The sequence below is a fragment of the Pseudomonas sp. P39-UII1 genome (genome assembly GCF_039672635.1).
Classification (GTDB): Bacteria; Pseudomonadota; Gammaproteobacteria; order Pseudomonadales; family Pseudomonadaceae; genus Aquipseudomonas.
Genome location: NZ_JBDFPP010000025.1, coordinates 23,663 through 41,909, shown reverse-complemented (window position 1 = coordinate 41,909; position 18,247 = coordinate 23,663). Strand labels below are relative to the sequence as shown.

Annotated in this window: 16 protein-coding genes; 6 read left to right on the top strand and 10 right to left on the bottom strand. The window is 62.9% G+C overall.

Features of this window, described 5'->3' with window-relative positions:
* The first annotated feature begins 100 nt into the window (after positions 1 to 100).
* The 5 genes from mnmC (at position 101) to ABEH27_RS22415 (ending at position 7,720) form a co-directional block, all read left to right on the top strand.
* Entirely contained in the window at positions 101 to 2,068 is a 1,968-nt protein-coding gene (mnmC, locus tag ABEH27_RS22435; protein ID WP_346615671.1) for a bifunctional tRNA (5-methylaminomethyl-2-thiouridine)(34)-methyltransferase MnmD/FAD-dependent 5-carboxymethylaminomethyl-2-thiouridine(34) oxidoreductase MnmC, read from the top strand.
* Between the two features lie 524 nt (positions 2,069 to 2,592).
* Positions 2,593 to 4,380, top strand: coding sequence for an N-acetylglutaminylglutamine amidotransferase (locus ABEH27_RS22430; RefSeq protein ID WP_346615670.1), 1,788 nt, complete (start codon positions 2,593 to 2,595; stop codon positions 4,378 to 4,380).
* 3 nt (positions 4,381 to 4,383) lie between these two features.
* Positions 4,384 to 6,129 carry an N-acetylglutaminylglutamine synthetase gene (gene ngg / locus ABEH27_RS22425; protein WP_346615669.1) on the top strand — a complete coding sequence of 582 codons (1,746 nt, stop codon included), beginning with the start codon at positions 4,384 to 4,386 and terminating at the stop codon, positions 6,127 to 6,129.
* 117 nt (positions 6,130 to 6,246) lie between these two features.
* Positions 6,247 to 7,431: an osmoprotectant NAGGN system M42 family peptidase gene (locus ABEH27_RS22420; RefSeq protein WP_346615668.1), complete on the top strand. Its 1,185-nt coding sequence runs from the start codon at positions 6,247 to 6,249 to the stop codon at positions 7,429 to 7,431.
* A gap of 61 nt (positions 7,432 to 7,492) precedes the next feature.
* Positions 7,493 to 7,720: a YheU family protein gene (locus ABEH27_RS22415; RefSeq protein ID WP_054900489.1), complete on the top strand. Its 228-nt coding sequence runs from the start codon at positions 7,493 to 7,495 to the stop codon at positions 7,718 to 7,720.
* 51 nt (positions 7,721 to 7,771) lie between these two features.
* Here the strand turns inward: ABEH27_RS22415 and csrA are convergent, their stop codons facing one another.
* Together csrA and ABEH27_RS22405 are read right to left on the bottom strand one after the other, a co-directional pair.
* Positions 7,772 to 7,960 (bottom strand): carbon storage regulator CsrA, encoded by a 189-nt coding sequence (csrA, locus tag ABEH27_RS22410; protein WP_346615667.1) that lies wholly within the window; start codon positions 7,958 to 7,960, stop codon positions 7,772 to 7,774.
* 127 nt (positions 7,961 to 8,087) lie between these two features.
* Complete coding sequence (locus ABEH27_RS22405; RefSeq protein WP_346615666.1) at positions 8,088 to 8,897, bottom strand: SDR family oxidoreductase; 810 nt, start codon at positions 8,895 to 8,897, stop codon at positions 8,088 to 8,090.
* A 206-nt stretch (positions 8,898 to 9,103) separates the two neighbouring features.
* Here ABEH27_RS22405 and ABEH27_RS22400 point away from each other — a divergent pair, with 206 nt between their 5' ends.
* On the top strand, positions 9,104 to 9,256 hold the full coding sequence (locus ABEH27_RS22400) for a DUF3309 family protein (RefSeq protein ID WP_003252624.1): 153 nt from the start codon (positions 9,104 to 9,106) through the stop codon (positions 9,254 to 9,256).
* A 105-nt stretch (positions 9,257 to 9,361) separates the two neighbouring features.
* Here the strand turns inward: ABEH27_RS22400 and ABEH27_RS22395 are convergent, their stop codons facing one another.
* From ABEH27_RS22395 to ABEH27_RS22360, 8 genes are all read right to left on the bottom strand, one after another.
* The gene (locus ABEH27_RS22395) at positions 9,362 to 10,510 is read right to left on the bottom strand and encodes a hypothetical protein (protein WP_346615665.1); all 1,149 of its coding nucleotides are present in this window, start codon (positions 10,508 to 10,510) and stop codon (positions 9,362 to 9,364) included.
* Positions 10,511 to 10,521: 11 nt separating this feature from the next.
* Complete coding sequence (locus ABEH27_RS22390) at positions 10,522 to 11,295, bottom strand: molecular chaperone (protein ID WP_346615664.1); 774 nt, start codon at positions 11,293 to 11,295, stop codon at positions 10,522 to 10,524.
* A 53-nt stretch (positions 11,296 to 11,348) separates the two neighbouring features.
* Entirely contained in the window at positions 11,349 to 13,817 is a 2,469-nt protein-coding gene (locus ABEH27_RS22385; protein WP_346615663.1) for a CS1-pili formation C-terminal domain-containing protein, read from the bottom strand.
* Between the two features lie 74 nt (positions 13,818 to 13,891).
* Positions 13,892 to 14,386 carry a CS1 type fimbrial major subunit gene (locus ABEH27_RS22380; RefSeq protein WP_346615662.1) on the bottom strand — a complete coding sequence of 165 codons (495 nt, stop codon included), beginning with the start codon at positions 14,384 to 14,386 and terminating at the stop codon, positions 13,892 to 13,894.
* A gap of 71 nt (positions 14,387 to 14,457) precedes the next feature.
* Positions 14,458 to 14,940, bottom strand: coding sequence for a hypothetical protein (locus ABEH27_RS22375; protein ID WP_346615661.1), 483 nt, complete (start codon positions 14,938 to 14,940; stop codon positions 14,458 to 14,460).
* 158 nt (positions 14,941 to 15,098) lie between these two features.
* Positions 15,099 to 16,763, bottom strand: a complete 1,665-nt coding sequence (locus ABEH27_RS22370; protein ID WP_346615660.1) for a cation acetate symporter — start codon at positions 16,761 to 16,763, stop codon at positions 15,099 to 15,101.
* Complete coding sequence (locus ABEH27_RS22365) at positions 16,760 to 17,071, bottom strand: DUF485 domain-containing protein (RefSeq protein WP_016501040.1); 312 nt, start codon at positions 17,069 to 17,071, stop codon at positions 16,760 to 16,762. Before ABEH27_RS22365 ends, ABEH27_RS22370 begins: the two co-directional genes overlap by 4 nt.
* Before the next feature lie 251 nt (positions 17,072 to 17,322).
* Positions 17,323 to 18,183: a glycine betaine ABC transporter substrate-binding protein gene (locus ABEH27_RS22360; protein ID WP_346615659.1), complete on the bottom strand. Its 861-nt coding sequence runs from the start codon at positions 18,181 to 18,183 to the stop codon at positions 17,323 to 17,325.
* Positions 18,184 to 18,247 lie beyond the last annotated feature (64 nt).

The window sequence follows — 18,247 nt, the reverse complement described above, 5'->3', positions numbered from 1 at the left end:
CAATGGATAAGCAAGACTAGCGGATTTGTGATCGGCCTGTAGCCCTGCGCAAAACCTGCAGATGACATAAAATCGCTCATCCGCTGCAACCGAGCCAACCATGTCCACCCTCCTCCAGCATGCCCAGATCGACTGGGACGACCAGGGCCGCCCACATTCGCGGCAGTACGACGATGTGTACTTCGCCGTCAACGAAGGCATCGAAGAAACCAAACATGTCTTCCTCGGCCAAACCCGCCTGGCCGAGCGTTTCACCGCCCTGCCCCCGCACGCTTGCCTGGTCATAGGCGAAACCGGTTTTGGTACCGGCATGAATTTTTTCTGCGCCTGGCAATTGTTCGACGCCCACGCCCACGCCGACGCCCGGCTGCATTTTGTCAGCGTCGAAAAATACCCGCTCGGCTACGACGACATGGCCAAGGCGGTACGCCTGTGGCCAGAGCTGGCCGCCTATACCGAGCCACTGCTGGCGCAGTACGTGGCGGTGCACCCAGGGTTCCAGCAGTTCACGTTCGCCAACGGGCGCGTCACCTTGACCCTGTTGATTGGCGATGCGCTGGAACAGTTGCCGCAGCTCGATGCGCCCATCGACGTGTGGTTTCTCGATGGCTTCGCCCCGGCCAAGAACCCCGACATGTGGACCCCCGAGCTGTTCGCGCAACTGGCACGGCTGTCGCATTCAGGCACCGTGCTGGGCACCTTCACCACCACCGGCTGGGTGCGACGCAGCCTGGTCGAGGCCGGCTTCGCGATGAAAAAGGTGCCGGGGATCGGCAAGAAGTGGGAGGTGATGAGCGGCATGTACACCGGGCCGACATCCTCGCATCAATACCTGCCTTGGTATGACCGCCCGCGCAGTGATCAGGGCCCACGCCAGGCGCTGGTGATCGGTGCCGGGCTGGCCGGCAGTTGCACTGCCGCCAGCCTGGCTCGACGCGGCTGGCAGGTGACCGTGCTGGAGCGCCACGACGCCGCTGCACGCGAAGCCTCCGGCAACCCTCAGGGCGTGCTGTACCTCAAGCTGTCCGCACATGGTACGGCCTTGTCGCAAATGATCCTGTCTGGTTTCGGCTACACCCGACGCCAACTGCAGCAGTTGCAGCGCGGGCAGGACTGGGACGACTGCGGCGTGCTGCAACTAGCCTTCGACAGCAAAGAGGCCGAGCGCCAGGGCAAGCTCGCCGCGGCCTTCGACAGCGCCTTGCTGCGCGCCCTGGGGCGCGAGGAAGCCGAAGCGATTGCCGGGATCGCGCTGCCTGCGGGCGGGCTGTTTTACCCGGAAGGCGGCTGGGTGCACCCGCCGGCGTTGTGCCAGGCGCAACTGAAGCACCCGAACATTCGCCTGCTGGTTCACCAGGAGGTGCTTGAACTGCGCAAGGCCGATGGCCTGTGGCAGGCCTGGGGTGGCGAGCGGCTGTTGGCCAGCGCCCCGATGGTGGTGCTGGCGGGGGCGGCCGATGTGAAGCGCTTTGAAGCCTGTGCGCAACTGCCGCTCAAGCGCATACGTGGGCAAGTCACCTGCCTGCCGTCGACTGAGGGCAGCCGGGCGCTGGGGACCGTGGTGTGCGCCGAGGGCTACGTGGCGCCGCCGCGGGGTGACGAACACACGCTGGGCGCCAGCTTCGACTTCCACAGCGAGGGCCTGGCGCCGACCGTGGCCGAGCACCAGGGCAACCTGGCGCTGCTGGACGAAATCTCCACAGACCTGGCTCAGCGCCTGGGTGCTGCGGCGCTCGACCCTGAGCAGTTGCAAGGTCGCGCGGCGTTTCGTTGCACCAGCCCGGATTATCTGCCGATTGTCGGCCCGGTTGCCGACCCCGTCGCCTTTGCCGAGGCCTACGCCGCGCTGGGCAAGGACGCGCGCCAGGTGCCCGACGTGCCCTGCCCTTGGTTGGCAGGGTTGTATGTGAACAGCGGGCATGGCTCGCGAGGGTTGATCACGGCGCCGATTGCCGGTGAATTGATTGCAGCCTGGGCCAGCGGTGAGCCGCTGCCGCTGCCTCGGGCGGTGGCTGAGGCGTGTCATCCGAATCGGTTTGGGTTGCGCAGGTTGATTCGGGGCAAGTGATGGATTCGGGTTTAAGGAACGGCATGGTGGGGTTAGGGGGTGATGCCTGGTGCAGGTCGGGAGGTATCTAGGGCTCTTGAGATCGAGCGCCGCCCGCGCGGCGCATCGCGGGCAAGCCCGCTCCTACATTTGTTGCAACGCGCCGTTCCAGCCAGGCCATGGTTGTTCGCCTTGGTGCATGGCTGAAGACAGGTGGGGCGCCGGCAGCACCAATGGAAAAATCGCGTCGTGCTAACAAGGCTGACAACTATGGCCTCACAGGCCATGGCACGTTGCAACAAATGTAGGAGCGGGCTTGCCCGCGATGCGCCGCGCGGGCGGCGCTCGATCTCAAACGCGCTGAAGATCCCAAGACGAGCACGTCGCGAGGACGGCGCTTACCCCCATAAAACCCCCAAGCCAGCCCCCAAACCGCCCCCATATAACAGATTGATCTAAAACTCTCATAAATCGCTCAGGTCAGTTCCTTACAGGTGCCCTAATCCGGGGCACTGATTCCCCAACGGAAAAACCGGTAAGGACCTATGTGCGGATTAGCTGGAGAGTTGCGTTTCACCCCCATCGACCAAGCCCCTCGCCCGGCGGACCTCGCCGCGGTAGAGCGCATGACCCATCACCTGGCGCCCCGCGGCCCCGACGCCTGGGGCTTCCATAGCCTGGGCCCGATCGCCCTCGGCCACCGCCGGCTGAAAATCATGGACCTGTCCGACGGTTCGGCACAGCCCATGGTCGATAACACCCTGGGCCTGTCGCTGGCCTTCAACGGGGCCATCTACAACTTCCCCGAACTGCGCCAGGAGCTGCAGGACCTGGGTTACACCTTCTGGTCCGACGGCGACACCGAGGTGTTGCTCAAGGGCTACCACGCTTGGGGCGCAGCCTTGCTGCCCAAGCTCAACGGCATGTTCGCCCTGGCCATCTGGGAGCGCGACAACCAGCGCCTGTTCCTGGCCCGCGACCGCCTCGGCGTCAAGCCGCTGTACCTGTCGCGCAACGGCGAGCGCCTGCGCTTTGCTTCGACGCTGCCAGCGCTGCTCAAAGGCGGCGACATCGACCCGATGATCGACCCGGTTGCGCTCAACCACTACCTCAACTTCCACGCCGTGGTGCCCGCACCACGCACCTTGCTGGCCAACGTGCAGAAGCTCGAGCCCGGCACCTGGATGCGGGTCGACCGCCACGGTGAAGTGGAGCGCCAGACCTGGTGGCAGCTGCAGTACGGCCCCAACCCGGACGAGCGCGAACTTGACCTGGAAGGCTGGACCACCCGTGTGCTCGACGCCACCCGTGATGCGGTGGCCATCCGCCAACGGGCCGCCGTCGATGTGGGCGTGCTGCTGTCGGGCGGTGTCGACTCCAGCCTGTTGGTCGGCCTGTTGCGCGACGTGGGCGTGGACGACCTGTCGACCTTCTCCATCGGCTTCGAGGATGCCGGTGGCGAACGTGGCGACGAATTCCAGTATTCCGACCTGATCGCCAAGCACTACGGCACCCGCCACCACCAGTTGCGCATCGACGAGCGTGAAATCATCGAGCAGCTGCCGGCCGCGTTCCGCGCCATGAGCGAACCGATGGTCAGCCACGACTGCATTGCCTTCTACCTGCTGTCGCGGGAAGTGGCCAAGCATTGCAAAGGTGTGCAGAGCGGCCAGGGCGCCGATGAGCTGTTTGCCGGCTACCACTGGTACCCGCAGGTGGACGGCGCAGCGGATGCCTTTGGCGCCTACCGCGATGCCTTCTTCGACCGCAGCCATGCCGAGTACCGCGATACCGTGCAGGCGCCGTGGCTGCTGGAGACCGACGCGGCCGGCGATTTCGTGCGCGAACACTTCGCCCGCCCCGGTGCCGCCGATGCGGTGGACAAGGCGCTGCGCCTGGACAGCACGGTGATGCTGGTGGACGACCCGGTCAAACGCGTCGACAACATGACCATGGCCTGGGGCCTGGAGGCGCGTACGCCGTTCCTCGATTACCGCCTGGTGGAACTGTCGGCGCGGATCCCGGCGCGTTTCAAGTTGCCGGACGGCGGCAAGCAGGTGCTCAAGCAGGCCGCGCGACGCGTGATCCCTCACGAAGTGATCGACCGCAAAAAAGGTTACTTCCCGGTGCCCGGCCTCAAACACCTGCAAGGCGCCACCCTGGACTGGGTACGCGAGTTGCTGACCGACCCTAGCCAGGACCGCGGCCTGTTCAACCCTGCCATGGTCGACCGCCTGCTGAGCAACCCGCATGGCCAGCTGACCCCACTGCGCGGCTCCAAGCTGTGGCAGCTGGCGGCGCTGAACCTGTGGCTCAGCGAACAAGGAATCTGACCCATGAAGCCCCATGAAACCGCTTACGGCCAGCGCCTGCTGCGCGGCCAGACGCCGTCCTACGAGCGCCTGCAGGCGCGCCTGGCCGGCGATGGCAGCGAGCCCCACGACCAGCCGCGCGCCCTGCACTGCGGCTGGGGCCGGCTGTTGATCGGCCACACCTATCCGGACCCCGCGACCCTGGCCGAGGCGCTGCAGGAGGAGCGCCCCGGTGAGCGTGACATCGCCCTGTATGTGGCGGCGCCGCAACAGCTGCTGGCGCAGGCACCGCAACAGTTGTTCCTCGACCCCTCCGACACCTTGCGCCTGTGGTTCTCCGACTACCGCCAGGCGCAGCGGGTGTTCCGCGGCTTTCGCATCCGCCGGGCGCAGAGCGACGCCGACTGGCAGGCGATCAACAGCCTTTACCAGGCGCGCGGCATGCTGCCGGTGCAACCCGAACTGCTGACCCCACGCCACCTGGGCGGGCCGGTGTACTGGCTGGCCGAGGACGAAGACACCCATGCGGTGATCGGTAGTGTCATGGGCCTGAACCACAGCAAGGCGTTTGACGACCCCGAACACGGCAGCAGCCTGTGGTGCCTGGCCGTCGACCCGCACTGCACCCGCCCTGGTGTGGGCGAGGTGCTGGTGCGCCACCTGATCGAGCATTTCATGAGCCGCGGGCTTGCCTACCTGGACCTGTCGGTGCTGCATGACAACCGCCAGGCCAAGCGGCTTTATGAAAAGCTGGGTTTCCGCAACCTGCCGACCTTCGCGGTCAAGCGCAAGAACGGCATCAACCAGCAACTGTTCCTCGGCCCCGGCCCGGAAGCCGGGCTCAACCCGTATGCGCGGATCATCGTCGATGAGGCGTACCGCCGTGGCATCGAAGTGCAGGTGGACGATGCCAGCGCCGGGCTGTTCACCCTCAGCCTTGGCGGGCGTCGGGTACGCTGCCGCGAATCACTCAGCGACCTGACCAGTGCGGTCAGCATGACCCTCTGCCAGGACAAGCGCCTGACCCAGCAGGCACTGCACAACGCCGGCCTGCAGGTACCGATGCAGCAGCTGGCAGGCAACGCTGACGACAACCTGGCGTTTCTCGATGAGCACGGCGCCGTGGTGGTCAAGCCGGTGGATGGCGAGCAGGGCCAAGGGGTGGCGGTCAACCTGAGCACTTACGATGAAGTCAGCCAGGCCATCGAGCACGCCCGGCGTTTCGACAGCCGCGTGCTGCTGGAAAGCTTCCACCCCGGGCAAGACCTGCGCATCCTGGTAATCGGCCATGAAGTGGTGGCCGCGGCCATCCGCCACCCGGCGCAGGTGATCGGTGACGGCAAGCACAGCGTCAAGGCGCTGATCGAAGCCCAGAGCCGTCGTCGTCAGGCCGCGACCGGTGGCGAAAGCCGCATTCCGATGGATGACGAGACCGAACGCACCCTGCGCGATGCCGGCCTCGACTACACCAGCGTGCTGCCCGCCGGCCAGCGCCTGGCCGTGCGCCGGACTGCCAACCTGCACACCGGCGGCACGCTGGAAGACGTGACCGAACGCCTGCACCCGGTGCTGGCCGATGCGGCGGTGCGCGCTGCGCGGGCGCTGGACATTCCGGTAGTGGGCCTGGACCTGATGGTGCGCGACGCCGAGCACCCGGATTACGTGATCATCGAGGCCAACGAGCGGGCTGGGTTGGCCAACCATGAACCGCAGCCAACGGCGGAGCGCTTTGTCGACCTGCTGTTCCCGCATAGCCGGGCGTTGGCGTGAATCAATGAAGGCCTCTTCGCGGGGCAAGCCCGCTCCCACAGTTTGCCGCTGGGCTCAAGGGCAACAGTGAACCTGTAGGAGCGGGCTTGCCCGCGAAGAGGCCGCAAAGGAGTACACATGCCTGAACACTACCCCGAACCCGATCTCGACTACCTCAAACGCGTGCTCCTGGAGATGCTCGCCATCCCCAGCCCCACCGGCTTTACCGACACCATCGTGCGCTACGTCGCCGAGCGCCTGGATGAACTGGGCATCCCCTTCGAGCTGACCCGCCGCGGTACCATCCGCGCCACCCTCAAGGGCCGGCAAAGCTCCCCCGACCGCGCCGTCTCGGCCCACCTCGACACCATCGGTGCCAGCGTGCGCCAGCTGCAGGACAATGGCCGCCTGGCGTTGGCGCCGGTGGGCTGCTGGTCAAGCCGCTTCGCCGAGGGCAGCCGGGTCAGCGTGTTTACCGACACCGGCGTGTTTCGCGGCAGCGTGCTGCCGCTGATGGCCAGCGGGCATGCCTTCAACACCGCCATCGACCAGATGCCGGTCAGTTGGGAGCACGTGGAGGTTCGCCTGGACGCCTACTGCGCCACCCGCGCCGATTGCGAAGCGCTGGGGCTGTCGATCGGCGACTTCGTCGCCTTCGACCCGTTGCCGGAGTTCACCGAAAGCGGCCATATCAGCGCCCGCCACCTGGATGACAAAGCCGGCGTCGCGGCGCTGCTGGCTGCCCTCAAGGCAGTGGTGGAGAGCGGCCGCCAGCCACTGATCGACTGCCATCCGCTGTTCACCATCACCGAAGAGACCGGCTCCGGCGCCGCCGCTGCCCTGCCCTGGGACGTCAGCGAGTTCGTCGGCATCGACATCGCCCCGGTCGCGCCTGGCCAAGCGTCCAGCGAACATGCCGTCAGCGTGGCCATGCAGGACTCCTCGGGGCCCTACGACTACCACCTGTCGCGCCACCTGCTGAAACTGGCCGGCGACCAGGACCTGCCGGTGCGCCGCGATGTGTTCCGCTACTACTTCAGCGATGCCCACTCGGCGGTGACCGCAGGGCACGACATCCGCACCGCGCTGATCGCGTTCGGCTGTGATGCGACCCATGGCTACGAGCGCACCCATATCGACAGCCTGGCCGCGCTCAGCCGCCTGCTGTCGGGCTACCTGCTGAGCCCGCCGGTGTTCGCCAGCGACTCCAACCCGGCCAATGCCTCGCTCGAGCGCTTCAGCCATCAGCTGGAGCACGACGCGCAGATGGAGAGCGACACGCGGGTGCCGGCCGTCGACAGCCTGGTCGGCAACAAGGGGTGAGCCACAGCCAACGGGTTTCGCGTAGCATGGGCGTATTGTTCAATGAAGCCGAATACCGCCCATGCTGATCCCCTACGAGCAACTGCAAGCCGAAACCCTGACCCGTTTGATCGAGGATTTCGTCACCCGTGACGGTACCGACAACGGCGACGACACGCCGCTGGAAACCCGCGTGCTGCGGGTGCGCCAGGCGTTGGCCAAGGGCCAGGCGTTCATCCTGTTCGACCTGGAGAGCCAGCAGTGCCAGCTGCTGGCCAAACATGATGTGCCGCGCGAGCTGCTCGACTGACAATACTGGCCTCATCGCGGGGGAGCCCACGATGAGGCCGGCACAGTCGGCTCAAGCCGAATTGCCCTTGCGCACCTCGCCCGCCTTGATCCGCTTGTACACCTCGGCCCGGTGCACCGGCACCTCGCGCGGCGCACTGACGCCAAAACGCACCATGCCATCGCGGGTTTCCACCACTTTGATCTGAATATCGTCACCGATGGTGATGACTTCGCCGACTTCGCGTCCAATGACCAACATGCTGCGGTCCTCCGGCAACAGGGAAAACCGTAGACTGCATGGGGGTATCCGGCTATTCAACGCCTGCGCAATAATTCAGAACAAGCCTACTTAAGCAGGTAATTCCCCCTACAGACGCAGCCTACAATCAGCGTATTTGAGCTTTGCCTCGCATCTTCACCGCCATCTGCGCCATCTCGTCGTACAGCCGCTCCGGCGCCTGCCGCTTCAGCGCCCACGCCTGGCGCCCGGCCTCATGGGGCAGAATCAGGAATTCGCCGGCAGTGACCTGTTGGTGGATATGCTCGGCGATGTCTGCCGCGCTGATCGGCGAGCCTTCCAGCAGCTTGCCGACCTGGGCTTTCATTGCCGGGTTGGGGCCGCGGAAGGAGTCCAGCAAGTTGGTCTGGAAGAACGACGGGCACACCACGTGCACGGCCACCTCCAACTGCCGCAGCTCCACCAGCAAGCTCTCCGACAGTGCCAGCACACCGGCCTTGGCAACGTTGTAGTTGCTCATGCCCGGGCCCTGCATCAGCGCCGCCATCGAGGCCACGTTGATGATCCGCCCCTTGCTGCGTTCGAGCAGCGGCAAGAAGGCCTTGCAGCCCTTGACCACCCCCATCAGGTTGACCGCGATCTGCCAGTCCCAGTCCTCCAGCGACAGCTCGGCGAAGAACCCGCCCGAGGCCACGCCCGCATTGTTGACGATCACGTCGATACCACCAAACCGCTCGTCGCAGGCCTGGGCCAAAGCGGTGAGCTGGCTGTAGTCGCGCACGTCACAACGCTGGGTGAAGCCCGTGCCACCCGCGCTACTCACAAGCTCCAGGGTTTCGCGCAGGCCGGGTTCGTTGACATCGGCCAGCGCCAAACGCCAGCCCTCGCGCGCCCAGCGCAGGGCGATCTCGCGGCCGAGGCCGGACCCGGCGCCCGTGATCATGATGCGGTTTTGCATGGTGGCAGGCCTTGTGCTTATGGGTTGTCAGGCCAGTCTAATCAAGGCCTTGCCGAGTGGGAGGGTTCATCAGGGTAGTGAATGGGCGGGCATGACCAAGCGGTCAGTGCCGAGCAAATGGAATCTTTCGCAAGCGGCACCGGTCCGAATTAACAAGAGGCCAGCAATCCGAGGCTCTTGACCCCTAACCACGCAAGGACTCCGTCATGACCACTATCCTCATCATCATCCTGATCCTGCTGTTGATTGGTGGCTTACCGGTCTTCCCACACTCACGCAGCTGGGGCTATGGCCCGTCCGGCATCATCGGCGTGGTGCTGGTGATACTGCTGGTGCTGTTGTTACTTGGCATGATCTAGATCTAGCGTCCGGAATGAAAAAACCGCGCTACGGGCAACAGCCGTAGCGCGGTTTTTCATTGCCGGTGGGTCAGTGCTGAACGGCGCACGCACCCGGCTAGCCCCCTATAGGTTGGCATCGAACACCGTTGTCACGACCGCCTGATACTCGATGCCAGGCAACATGTCCTGTTGCCTGGTGGGGCCGCGGGGGTTCACATGAAAGTGCAACTGCCCTTGGCTGCCGGTCACGCCCTCTGGGGGGACTTCGAGGGTGATGGCGTCCGCAACCCCGCCAAAGGTCAGTGCCTGCCGATGGAGCGAACGGCCCTGGTATGAAACACCTGGCAAGGTCATCGCCAGAAACAGCGGTATGCCGTGGCCCTTAGCGGACCGTAGGCTGCACGTGCTACCCAGCCCGGTGCTGCACAGTGCCCAGACTTTGAAAGGCCCACTGGCAGTAAGGCTGAAGGCGACGTCCTTTTCCAGTTTATCTGCCAGGCTGCGTCCATGGCCCTTCGGTGGCACCAACGCCACCTGCTCGGCGCCCGGTTCAAAGCGCACCTGAAGGTCATGCACTACCTCCAGCTCGACGTTGATCGCCACCGAGTCGGCAGTGAGCCCGGAGACCGTTCGGCTCGCCCCCAGGCCTATATCCCTGTCGGGGCCTATCGAATAGACCACGCGCCCTCGATAGACACCCGCCTTCAAGCTCGCCGGCAATGGCGTCTTCAGCGCGTAACCCAGCGTCAGATGGCTGACATGGTAAGTGCTCGCATCAGCCGTGTTGAGGTTGGCCCAACACCCGCTGCTGGCCAGCGACCACAGAAACAAGCGGTGCGCAGCACTGGCCAAGGCAACCTGACAACCACTCGAGTCAAGGCCCGTGCGCGCCGTAGGCGCAGGCAACCCATCGTCCGAGGTTACTGCGCCGCCCAGGTGGGTGATGGCAAAGTCCATGCTGACCTGCTCACCGGATTGATCACGGACCATTACTAGCGCAGTCGGCTGAACAGGGGCTGATAGGTAGAAGCCGTCAGCACCCTCGCCATCCACTGTTTTCGAGTACTCGACATTCACATCCAGCAGATTCGCCAGCGGCTGGCTACACAGCTGCGGCAGCTGAGTGCAGACAGGCGACGACCTGGGTGTCAGGTTTTCAAATTGCCGGGTCTCGCCGCGGTAACGCAGCTTCAGCGTAACGTCGGCCGCCTGCGCCCAGGACCCGCCGAACACGCCAGAAGCCAGCGCGAGCATTGCACACTTACGAAACATCGCCCGCCCTCTCACCCTGCCTTGAAGTTCATGGCTTTGCGCGCATCGCCTTCCACCAGTTCGAAGCGATACTCGACACCCGGTTTTTCGACGAACTCACGTGTACGCCCAGGGCGAAGATGCTGCTTGGCCGGAGGATCACACTGGTCATCGAGCAGTACACAGGCCTGGACGTTGTCGAGCAGTACCGTGGCATTGCCCTCGTTGCGCACGGTCCATTTTCCGCCGGCTTGCTCAATCGATGTCTGGTAGCGCGTGGCAGCAGGTTTGGTAATCAAAATGGTGCCGAAGCCAGCCAGAAACTGCACACCGGCACTGAGTTCCTCGCGGTAAGCCTCAAGCTCCGTTTCATCCAGCGCGAAGCTGTCATCCTGTTGCGGTACCACCGGGATGAAGCGCAGCCGGTAATAACGCTCGTGGTCCCGCTCACCGCGATACAGCAACCGTACGGCCTGCATGCCGCGTGCCGGGATGATCATCCGTGCGGGGCTGGCGACAACGCTGCGCTGATCGAAGGGCAACTGATCGATTTCCACTTCACGGGGCTCGGCTTGCCCGTCGTAGACCAGTTCCAGCACGCTGACCTTGACGAACGCGGTACTGTCCCCTCTGTTGTAGATGCGTTTGGCGTAGGTGCCCTTGCCCGGTTCGAGGTAATCGTACAGAGCCCCGACATCCAGCTGTGGCCCGGCCTGAGCAAACCACGGCAGCATCAGTGCTACGAACAACATGGGGGGTAACTGAAATGTGAATCTGTGCATCTTCAACCTCTGCTTGCTCAACATTCATCCATCGGCCCCGAGATCGGGCCCGCTACAGCGTCATGCTGAAAACCGGTTCAGCCCATACTCGGCACACAGCGCTGATCACCCACGATCAGTACGTCATCCTCGCGATCGAAGTTGGCCGGCGTTAATGTCAGAAGACAATTACCTGCCGCGCCATGACGAATTTCCAAGGTGGGCCGTGACTCACTCATTTCGACGCTGAAATAGCCATCCACCTCGGCCACCGTGCGCCCGGCGTCGTTGACCACGTGCGCGCCGTGCAGTGGCTGGCCTTGCCCATCGAGCAGCCGACCAAACACGGTGACCGTGCGCATCACCTTCAATGAGTGGTACCCCACCCCACCGCGGTTGAGGTGGTAGTCGACAGCGAGGGGTTGGATCTGAGCGGGCGGCACGTCCTTGGCGTCGAAGTCGAAGCGCACATGGCCCGATTTGAACGCCGTCACCGGCACGATATTGCGCCCCGGGCGCAGCACTGCACTCAAGCCCTGGCCATCGTTGGCCCGCAGCTTCATACCTGGCAGGTCGCTTTCGACATCGATGATCAAGCCGGCTTCGAACGGTAGGTTATGGCCACCGATGGCCAGCTTCCCCGCACCCAGCGCAAGGGTGCTTTCCAGGTTGAGGCCAGCACTGAGGTTATTGTTGAAAGAAGAACTCTGGGCATAAGCATCGCCCTGCAGCGCCTGGCTATGAAACCGCCCGTTGGCGGCCAGGCTGGTGCCATAGCTGTCGAGCGTCGCGCTGCCCCCCAGGCTGTGCACCGGGCCAAGGTCGACGTTGCGCCGATACCACAGCGAAGCGTAAGGGTCATTGCCCCCCTCCCGCGAGGCGCGGCTACCGACGTCGACCCCAAGCTGCCTGCCCTCGCGTTCAAGGTTCATGCTCATGGCGAGGTTAACGCCGCGGCTTCGGGCACCGGCGCTGCTGCGTGTTCCAGGCCTGTCGAAAAGAGACAGGCGAACACTGCTTCGATGCCCCCGCAGTGTTCCGTTGAACGCCCAGCTCAGGTCGGCGCCCAAGCCACTTGCCGAGCCTGCGCTGTGTTCCAGGCGCAGCGTCGCTGAGCTGCGCGAGGTTACCCGGTGGTTTACCGATAAGGCGGTACGACTGCGCACCTGCCGCTGTGAAGTATCGTCCCGAGCGTTTTCGCGAGGCTCGAGCCAGCTCTGGTTGTGGGTCAGCAACAGCGAGCCCGAAGGGTAGGTATGGGTCACCTGCAGATCGCCGCTGTTGCCCATGCCCTGGGTCCGATTGAGGCTGGCGTAAAACTTGAACCGCTCATGCACATCCCAGTCCAGCGAGGTACCTAACTGCAGGTCGGCATCGACCTGTTGCACCGACAGCCCCAGTATCGCGGCAGGATGCACAAGGTAGTTGGAGAGGGCACCGAACGCTGGGCTCGGTTCACGCGGGTCATTCCAGTTACTCAGCAGCTCGACCTGCTGGCCCAGGTAGAGGTTGTAGCGCCAGCGGTTGTCCATGTTCTGCCATCGGCTCGGCTTGTAGATGGACACTTCACTGCGCGAAGTCTCCAGGCCGTCCTCAAGCAAGCGCAGCTCCACGTCGTAGATGCCGCCGGGCAACACCCGCGTATCGAGCGCCTGCAAACCAGGCTGTACCGGCTGACTGTTGATCAGTGAACCATTGCGGTAGATCTCCACGATGCCGGGACGGTTTGGGGTGACATAGACCGGCACAGCGCTGGCCTGGCCACTGTCGACCAGCAGGCTGTCACTGCTGCCTAGCATCAAGCCAAGCGTGCTATCGGGGCGGCGCCCCAGTAGCGTGGGCTGGCGCACCAGGCCTTGCGCGCCAACGGAGATGTACCCCAGCCGAAAGAAGTGCTCGTCGTGCAGGCTCTCGGCGTAAAGCTGGTGCATGCGATAGCGCACATCGCCTTGCTCAGTTGCGCTGCGATCGACGCGTGCATCGGCAAGCGTCGTCCAATTATGCAGATTGCCCTGGCCGAGCAGGCCGAGCCTGCCCGTGGTCTGGTTGCCATCGTTGACCAGGTTGAGCTGGTTACGCAGCAGCAGCCCGGCGCCGCTCTGCTCCGGGAGGCGGTGGTAGAGCGCGTCCTGGTCCAGCTTTTCGGCATTGGACGTCAGCAACGACAACTGGGAATTGGCCAGGCTGTAATGAATAGCCTGCAACCCGTCGGGGCAGTTTTGCAGGCAGTCGCCCAGCACGCGCCCGTCCGCCAGCCGCTGCTGCCATAACTGCCTGAGTGTGGACGGCTCTTTACTTTGTTCAGTGTCGGTAAACGCCAGCAACTGCACACGGTTATCACGGCTCAGCACCACCATGGCATCACCGAGGTAACGCTGATCCAGTTCCACTCGCACGGCAAGCGGTACGTCGAAAAAATGTGCCTCGAAATCTTCAGGCAAACGCCCGAACGTGTTCAGGCCGACAGCACTGGGCGCGCGCTCGGCCGACACTTGGAGGGGTAAGAGGCAGGCAGCACCCAGCAGCCAGGCAGCGAGTGCACGGCCGGGTGCAGCAAACTGGAACATGATTCAATCCACTTCAACGCCTGCCTCACCGCAGGCAACCCTCTGGCACGGTGAGGCAGGCGGCACTGCATCTATCAAAGGCTGGCGGAGGAAGTTTCAAACAATACTTTCACTACCCCGTTATATTCCCCCTTCACATAACCTGCCTGAGGTTTTACAGCGGCAAAGGTAATGGGAAGTTCGTTACCGGCTTTAGCATCTTCTGCGCTCATGACTTCCTCGGCCATTAACGCCAACTGCTTGCCCCCTACCGTGATGACAAGATCAATTTTCTGGTCGTTGTTGGTTTGCTCTCGCAACTCTGCGGCTTCCAGCAGTTTGGCCTGAATAGCGCCGGCATCACTCTGGGCTGTGAAAGCTTCGCTTACCGCCGTGAACGCATCGCTCTGCGGCTGGTACTCAAGCGTCACGCCCCGCTGAATCCAATCCCCTTTGGGCTCCACTGAAAAATCATTCCCGGGAATGATCGCCTTCACTGAAATTTCCTGGGTGATCGGCTCAGGGGCGGACGCAACAGCGGCACCGGCAAACAATGCAATGAATGGGACAGCCAATGCATAGGGTTTCACAATAAGTTTCCTTTTGGGGTTACACATCATCAAATAGCAGGCACACAGGCAGCACCCAATAAAAACCCGAATCAGGGCGCACCCGTTTCAAACGTCAGGGTGACATGCGTCCTGTAGGTGCCGGGCAGGCTAGACCCTACCCCAGAGAACCCATAGAACCTGAATGGAATGGTTGTTCCTTGGGCGGCGTCAGCAGCGCTGACTATTTCAGTCGGCGTTGGCTGCATCCGTATGCGATTCAACTGGATTTGGTATCGACGAGTATCTTGCGCACCGCCGTCCCGCTTGAAAAAATAATGTGAACTATCTGTTTTCGCGTAAATCGGCCCATAGTGACTCTTTACAAAAATTTCTTTAGTAACGTCTTTGAAGGTGAGCCTACTCGGGTCATATTCCATCTCAAGATCTTCATCCCACCAACTACCGGCCGAGGCCACCTGAAACTCTGGGGTCGACACGACAGCCCGGACACTGATGTCCTGCGGGGTTTCCTTCGCCCCTACAGTGCCCGACACGCCAACGAGAACAAGGGTAATTAAACAGCGTAATTTCATTGAGCAGCTCCCAAAAGTGCCGGCATCTATCTAGCACTTGCGACATCAGGGAACTGTACGAGCAGAACATTACTAGGTATGTAGGAAACGTCTGACGAACTGCATGCAATAAAAAACGCCCCGACAAGCGGGGCGTTTTTCATTGCATCGCGTTAACGTTAGTGTGAGACCGCCCCGCTGGCACCCAGGCCAGTCTGCGAACGCACGAACTGCGGGAAGAACAGCGCACGCTCGCTTTCAGCGGCCTTGGACTTGTCGGTGACCGAGAAGAACCAGATACCCACGAATGCAATCAGCATCGAGAACAGTGCCGGGTACTCGTACGGGTAGATGGCTTTCTCGTGGCCGAGGATCTGCACCCAGATGGTCGGGCCAAGGATCATCAGGCCAACCGCACTTACCAGGCCCAGCCAGCCGCCGATCATGGCGCCGCGGGTGGTCAGTTTCTTCCAGTACATCGAGAGCAGCAGCACTGGGAAGTTGCAGCTGGCGGCGATGGAGAAGGCCAGCCCGACCATGAACGCGATGTTCTGCTTCTCGAACAGAATGCCCAGGCCGATCGCCAGCACGCCCAGTGCAATGGTGGTGATCTTCGACACGCGGATCTCGTCCTTGTCGTTGGCCTTGCCTTTGCGCCAGACGCTGGCGTACAGGTCGTGGGACACCGCCGAGGCACCGGCCAGGGTCAGGCCGGCGACCACGGCCAGGATGGTGGCGAACGCCACCGCCGAGATGAAGCCGAGGAAGATGCTGCCACCCACGGCATCGGCCAGGTGCACCGCCGCCATGTTGTTGCCACCCAGCAGGGCGCCGGCGGCGTCCTTGAAGTCCGGGTTGGTGCTGACCAGCAGAATCGCGCCAAAGCCGATGATGAAGGTCAGGATGTAGAAGTAGCCGATGAACCCCGTGGCGTAGAGCACGCTCTTGCGGGCTTCCTTGGCATCGCTGACGGTGAAGAAGCGCATCAGGATGTGCGGCAGGCCGGCAGTACCGAACATCAGCGCCAGGCCCAGCGAGAAGGCCGAAATCGGGTCTTTGACCAGGCCACCCGGGCTCATGATCGCTTCACCCTTGCTGTGCACCTTGATCGCTTCGGAGAACAGCGTGTTGAAGTCGAAGCCCACGTGTTTCATGACCATCAGCGCCATGAAGCTGGCACCGGACAGCAGCAGCACGGCCTTGATGATCTGCACCCAGGTGGTGGCCAGCATGCCGCCGAACAGCACGTACAGGCACATCAGGATGCCCACCAGGATGACCGCGACGTGGTAGTCCAGGCCGAACAGCAGCTCGATCAGCTTGCCGGCGCCGACCATCTGCGCGATCAGGTAGAACGCCACCACCACCAGCGACCCGGAGGCCGACAGGGTGCGGATTTCCTTCTGCCCGAGGCGGTACGAGGCCACGTCGGCGAAGGTGTACTTGCCCAGGTTGCGCAGGCGTTCGGCGATCAGGAAGAGGATGATCGGCCAGCCGACCAGGAAACCGATCGAGTAGATAAGGCCGTCGTAGCCGGAGGTGAACACCAGCGCGGAAATACCCAGGAAGGAGGCTGCCGACATGTAGTCGCCAGCAATCGCCAGGCCGTTCTGGAAGCCTGTGATCTTGCCACCGGCCGCGTAGTAGTCGGCCGCCGACTTGTTGCGTTTGGAGGCCCAGTAGGTAATACCGAGGGTGAAGGCGACGAACGCCACGAACATGGCGATCGCAGAAATGTTCAGCGGCTGTTTCTGCACCTCGCCGGTCAGGGCATCAGCGGCCCACACGGCGGGTGCAAAAGCGCCGCAGGCCAGTACGGCCAGGGCTTTGGCGTGGCGAATCATTGTTGCGCCTCCTTCAGAATGGCCTTGTTCAGCTCATCGAATTCGCCGTTGGCGCGGCGTACGTAGATGGCGGTCAGGACGAATGCCGAAACGATCAGGCCGACGCCCAGGGGAATGCCCCAGGTAATCGACGACTCAGGGCTGAGCTTGGCGCCCAGCAGATGAGGACCGTAGGCGATCAGGAGGATGAAGGCGCAGTACAGGCCGAGCATGATCGCCGAGAGAATCCAGGCGAACCGTTCGCGTTTGGTGACCAGCTCCTTGAAGCGGGGGCTGTTTTGTATCGAGAGGTAAATGCTGTCGTTCATTGTTTTTGTCCTAGCAGCACAGATAGGGGATGGAACCCACACCGTCACTTTATGCTGCCGTTGGACGCCAACCAGACGACCTTAGTCTTAGATGCAACACTGTCTTGCAGGATCGGTAACAACCAGAAGGCCAGTGTGCCCCAATCGCCGGCAAGCCGGCTCCCACACAGTCACAACATGGCCCGATGCCTGTGATGGCCCTGTGGGAGCCGGCTTGCCGGCGATTGGGGGCACGCTGGCCCTGAAATCAATTACTTGCCGGTCCACTCCTTGACCCGGTCCGGGTGCTTGGCCACCCAATCCTTCGCCGCCGCTTCAGGCTTGGCACCTTCCTGGATCGCCAGCATCACCTCGCCGATCTCGTCCTTGGACTGCCAGCTGAATTTCTTGAGGAACTCGGCCACCTCCGGCGCCTTGGTCGCCAGCGCTTTGCTGCCGATGCTGTTGACCGTCTCGGCGGCACCGTAAACGCCTTTCGGGTCTTCGAGGAACTTCAGCTTCCACTTGGCGAACATCCAGTGCGGCACCCAGCCGGTTACCGCAATCGACTGCTGCTTGGCATAGGCACGGCCCAGCTCGGCAGTCATTGCCGCGCCGGAGCTCGCCTGCAGTTTGTAACCTGTCAGGTCGTAATCCTTGATGGCCTGGTCGGTCTTGAGCATCACCCCGGAACCTGCGTCGATGCCGACGATTTTCTGCTTGAAGGTGGTGTCGGTCTTGAGGTCGGTGATGCTGTTGGCCTTGACGTATTCGGGGACGATCAAGCCGATCTTGGCGTCCTTGAAGTTGGCGCCGTAGTCGACCACGTTGTCTTTGTTCTTGGTCCAGTACTCACCGTGCGTGACCGGCAGCCAGGCCGAGAGCATGGCGTCGAGTTTGCCGGTGGCCACGCCTTGCCACATGATGCCGGTGGCCACGGCCTGCAGCTTCACGTCGTAGCCGAGTTTCTGCTTGATCACTTCAGCGGCCACGTTGGTGGTCGCCACACTGTCGGCCCAACCGTCCACGTAACCAATGCTTACTTCTTTGGCCATTGCCTGTGCAGCGCTCATGGCCAATACCAGGGCGGTGCCCACCCCCAGAAAACGTCGCACTGTCTTCAAAGTCGCCATCAAAGCATCCCCTCGTCAGGTCTCGGAGATTGCATCATGGTCCTGCAACAACGCGCGACCTGCT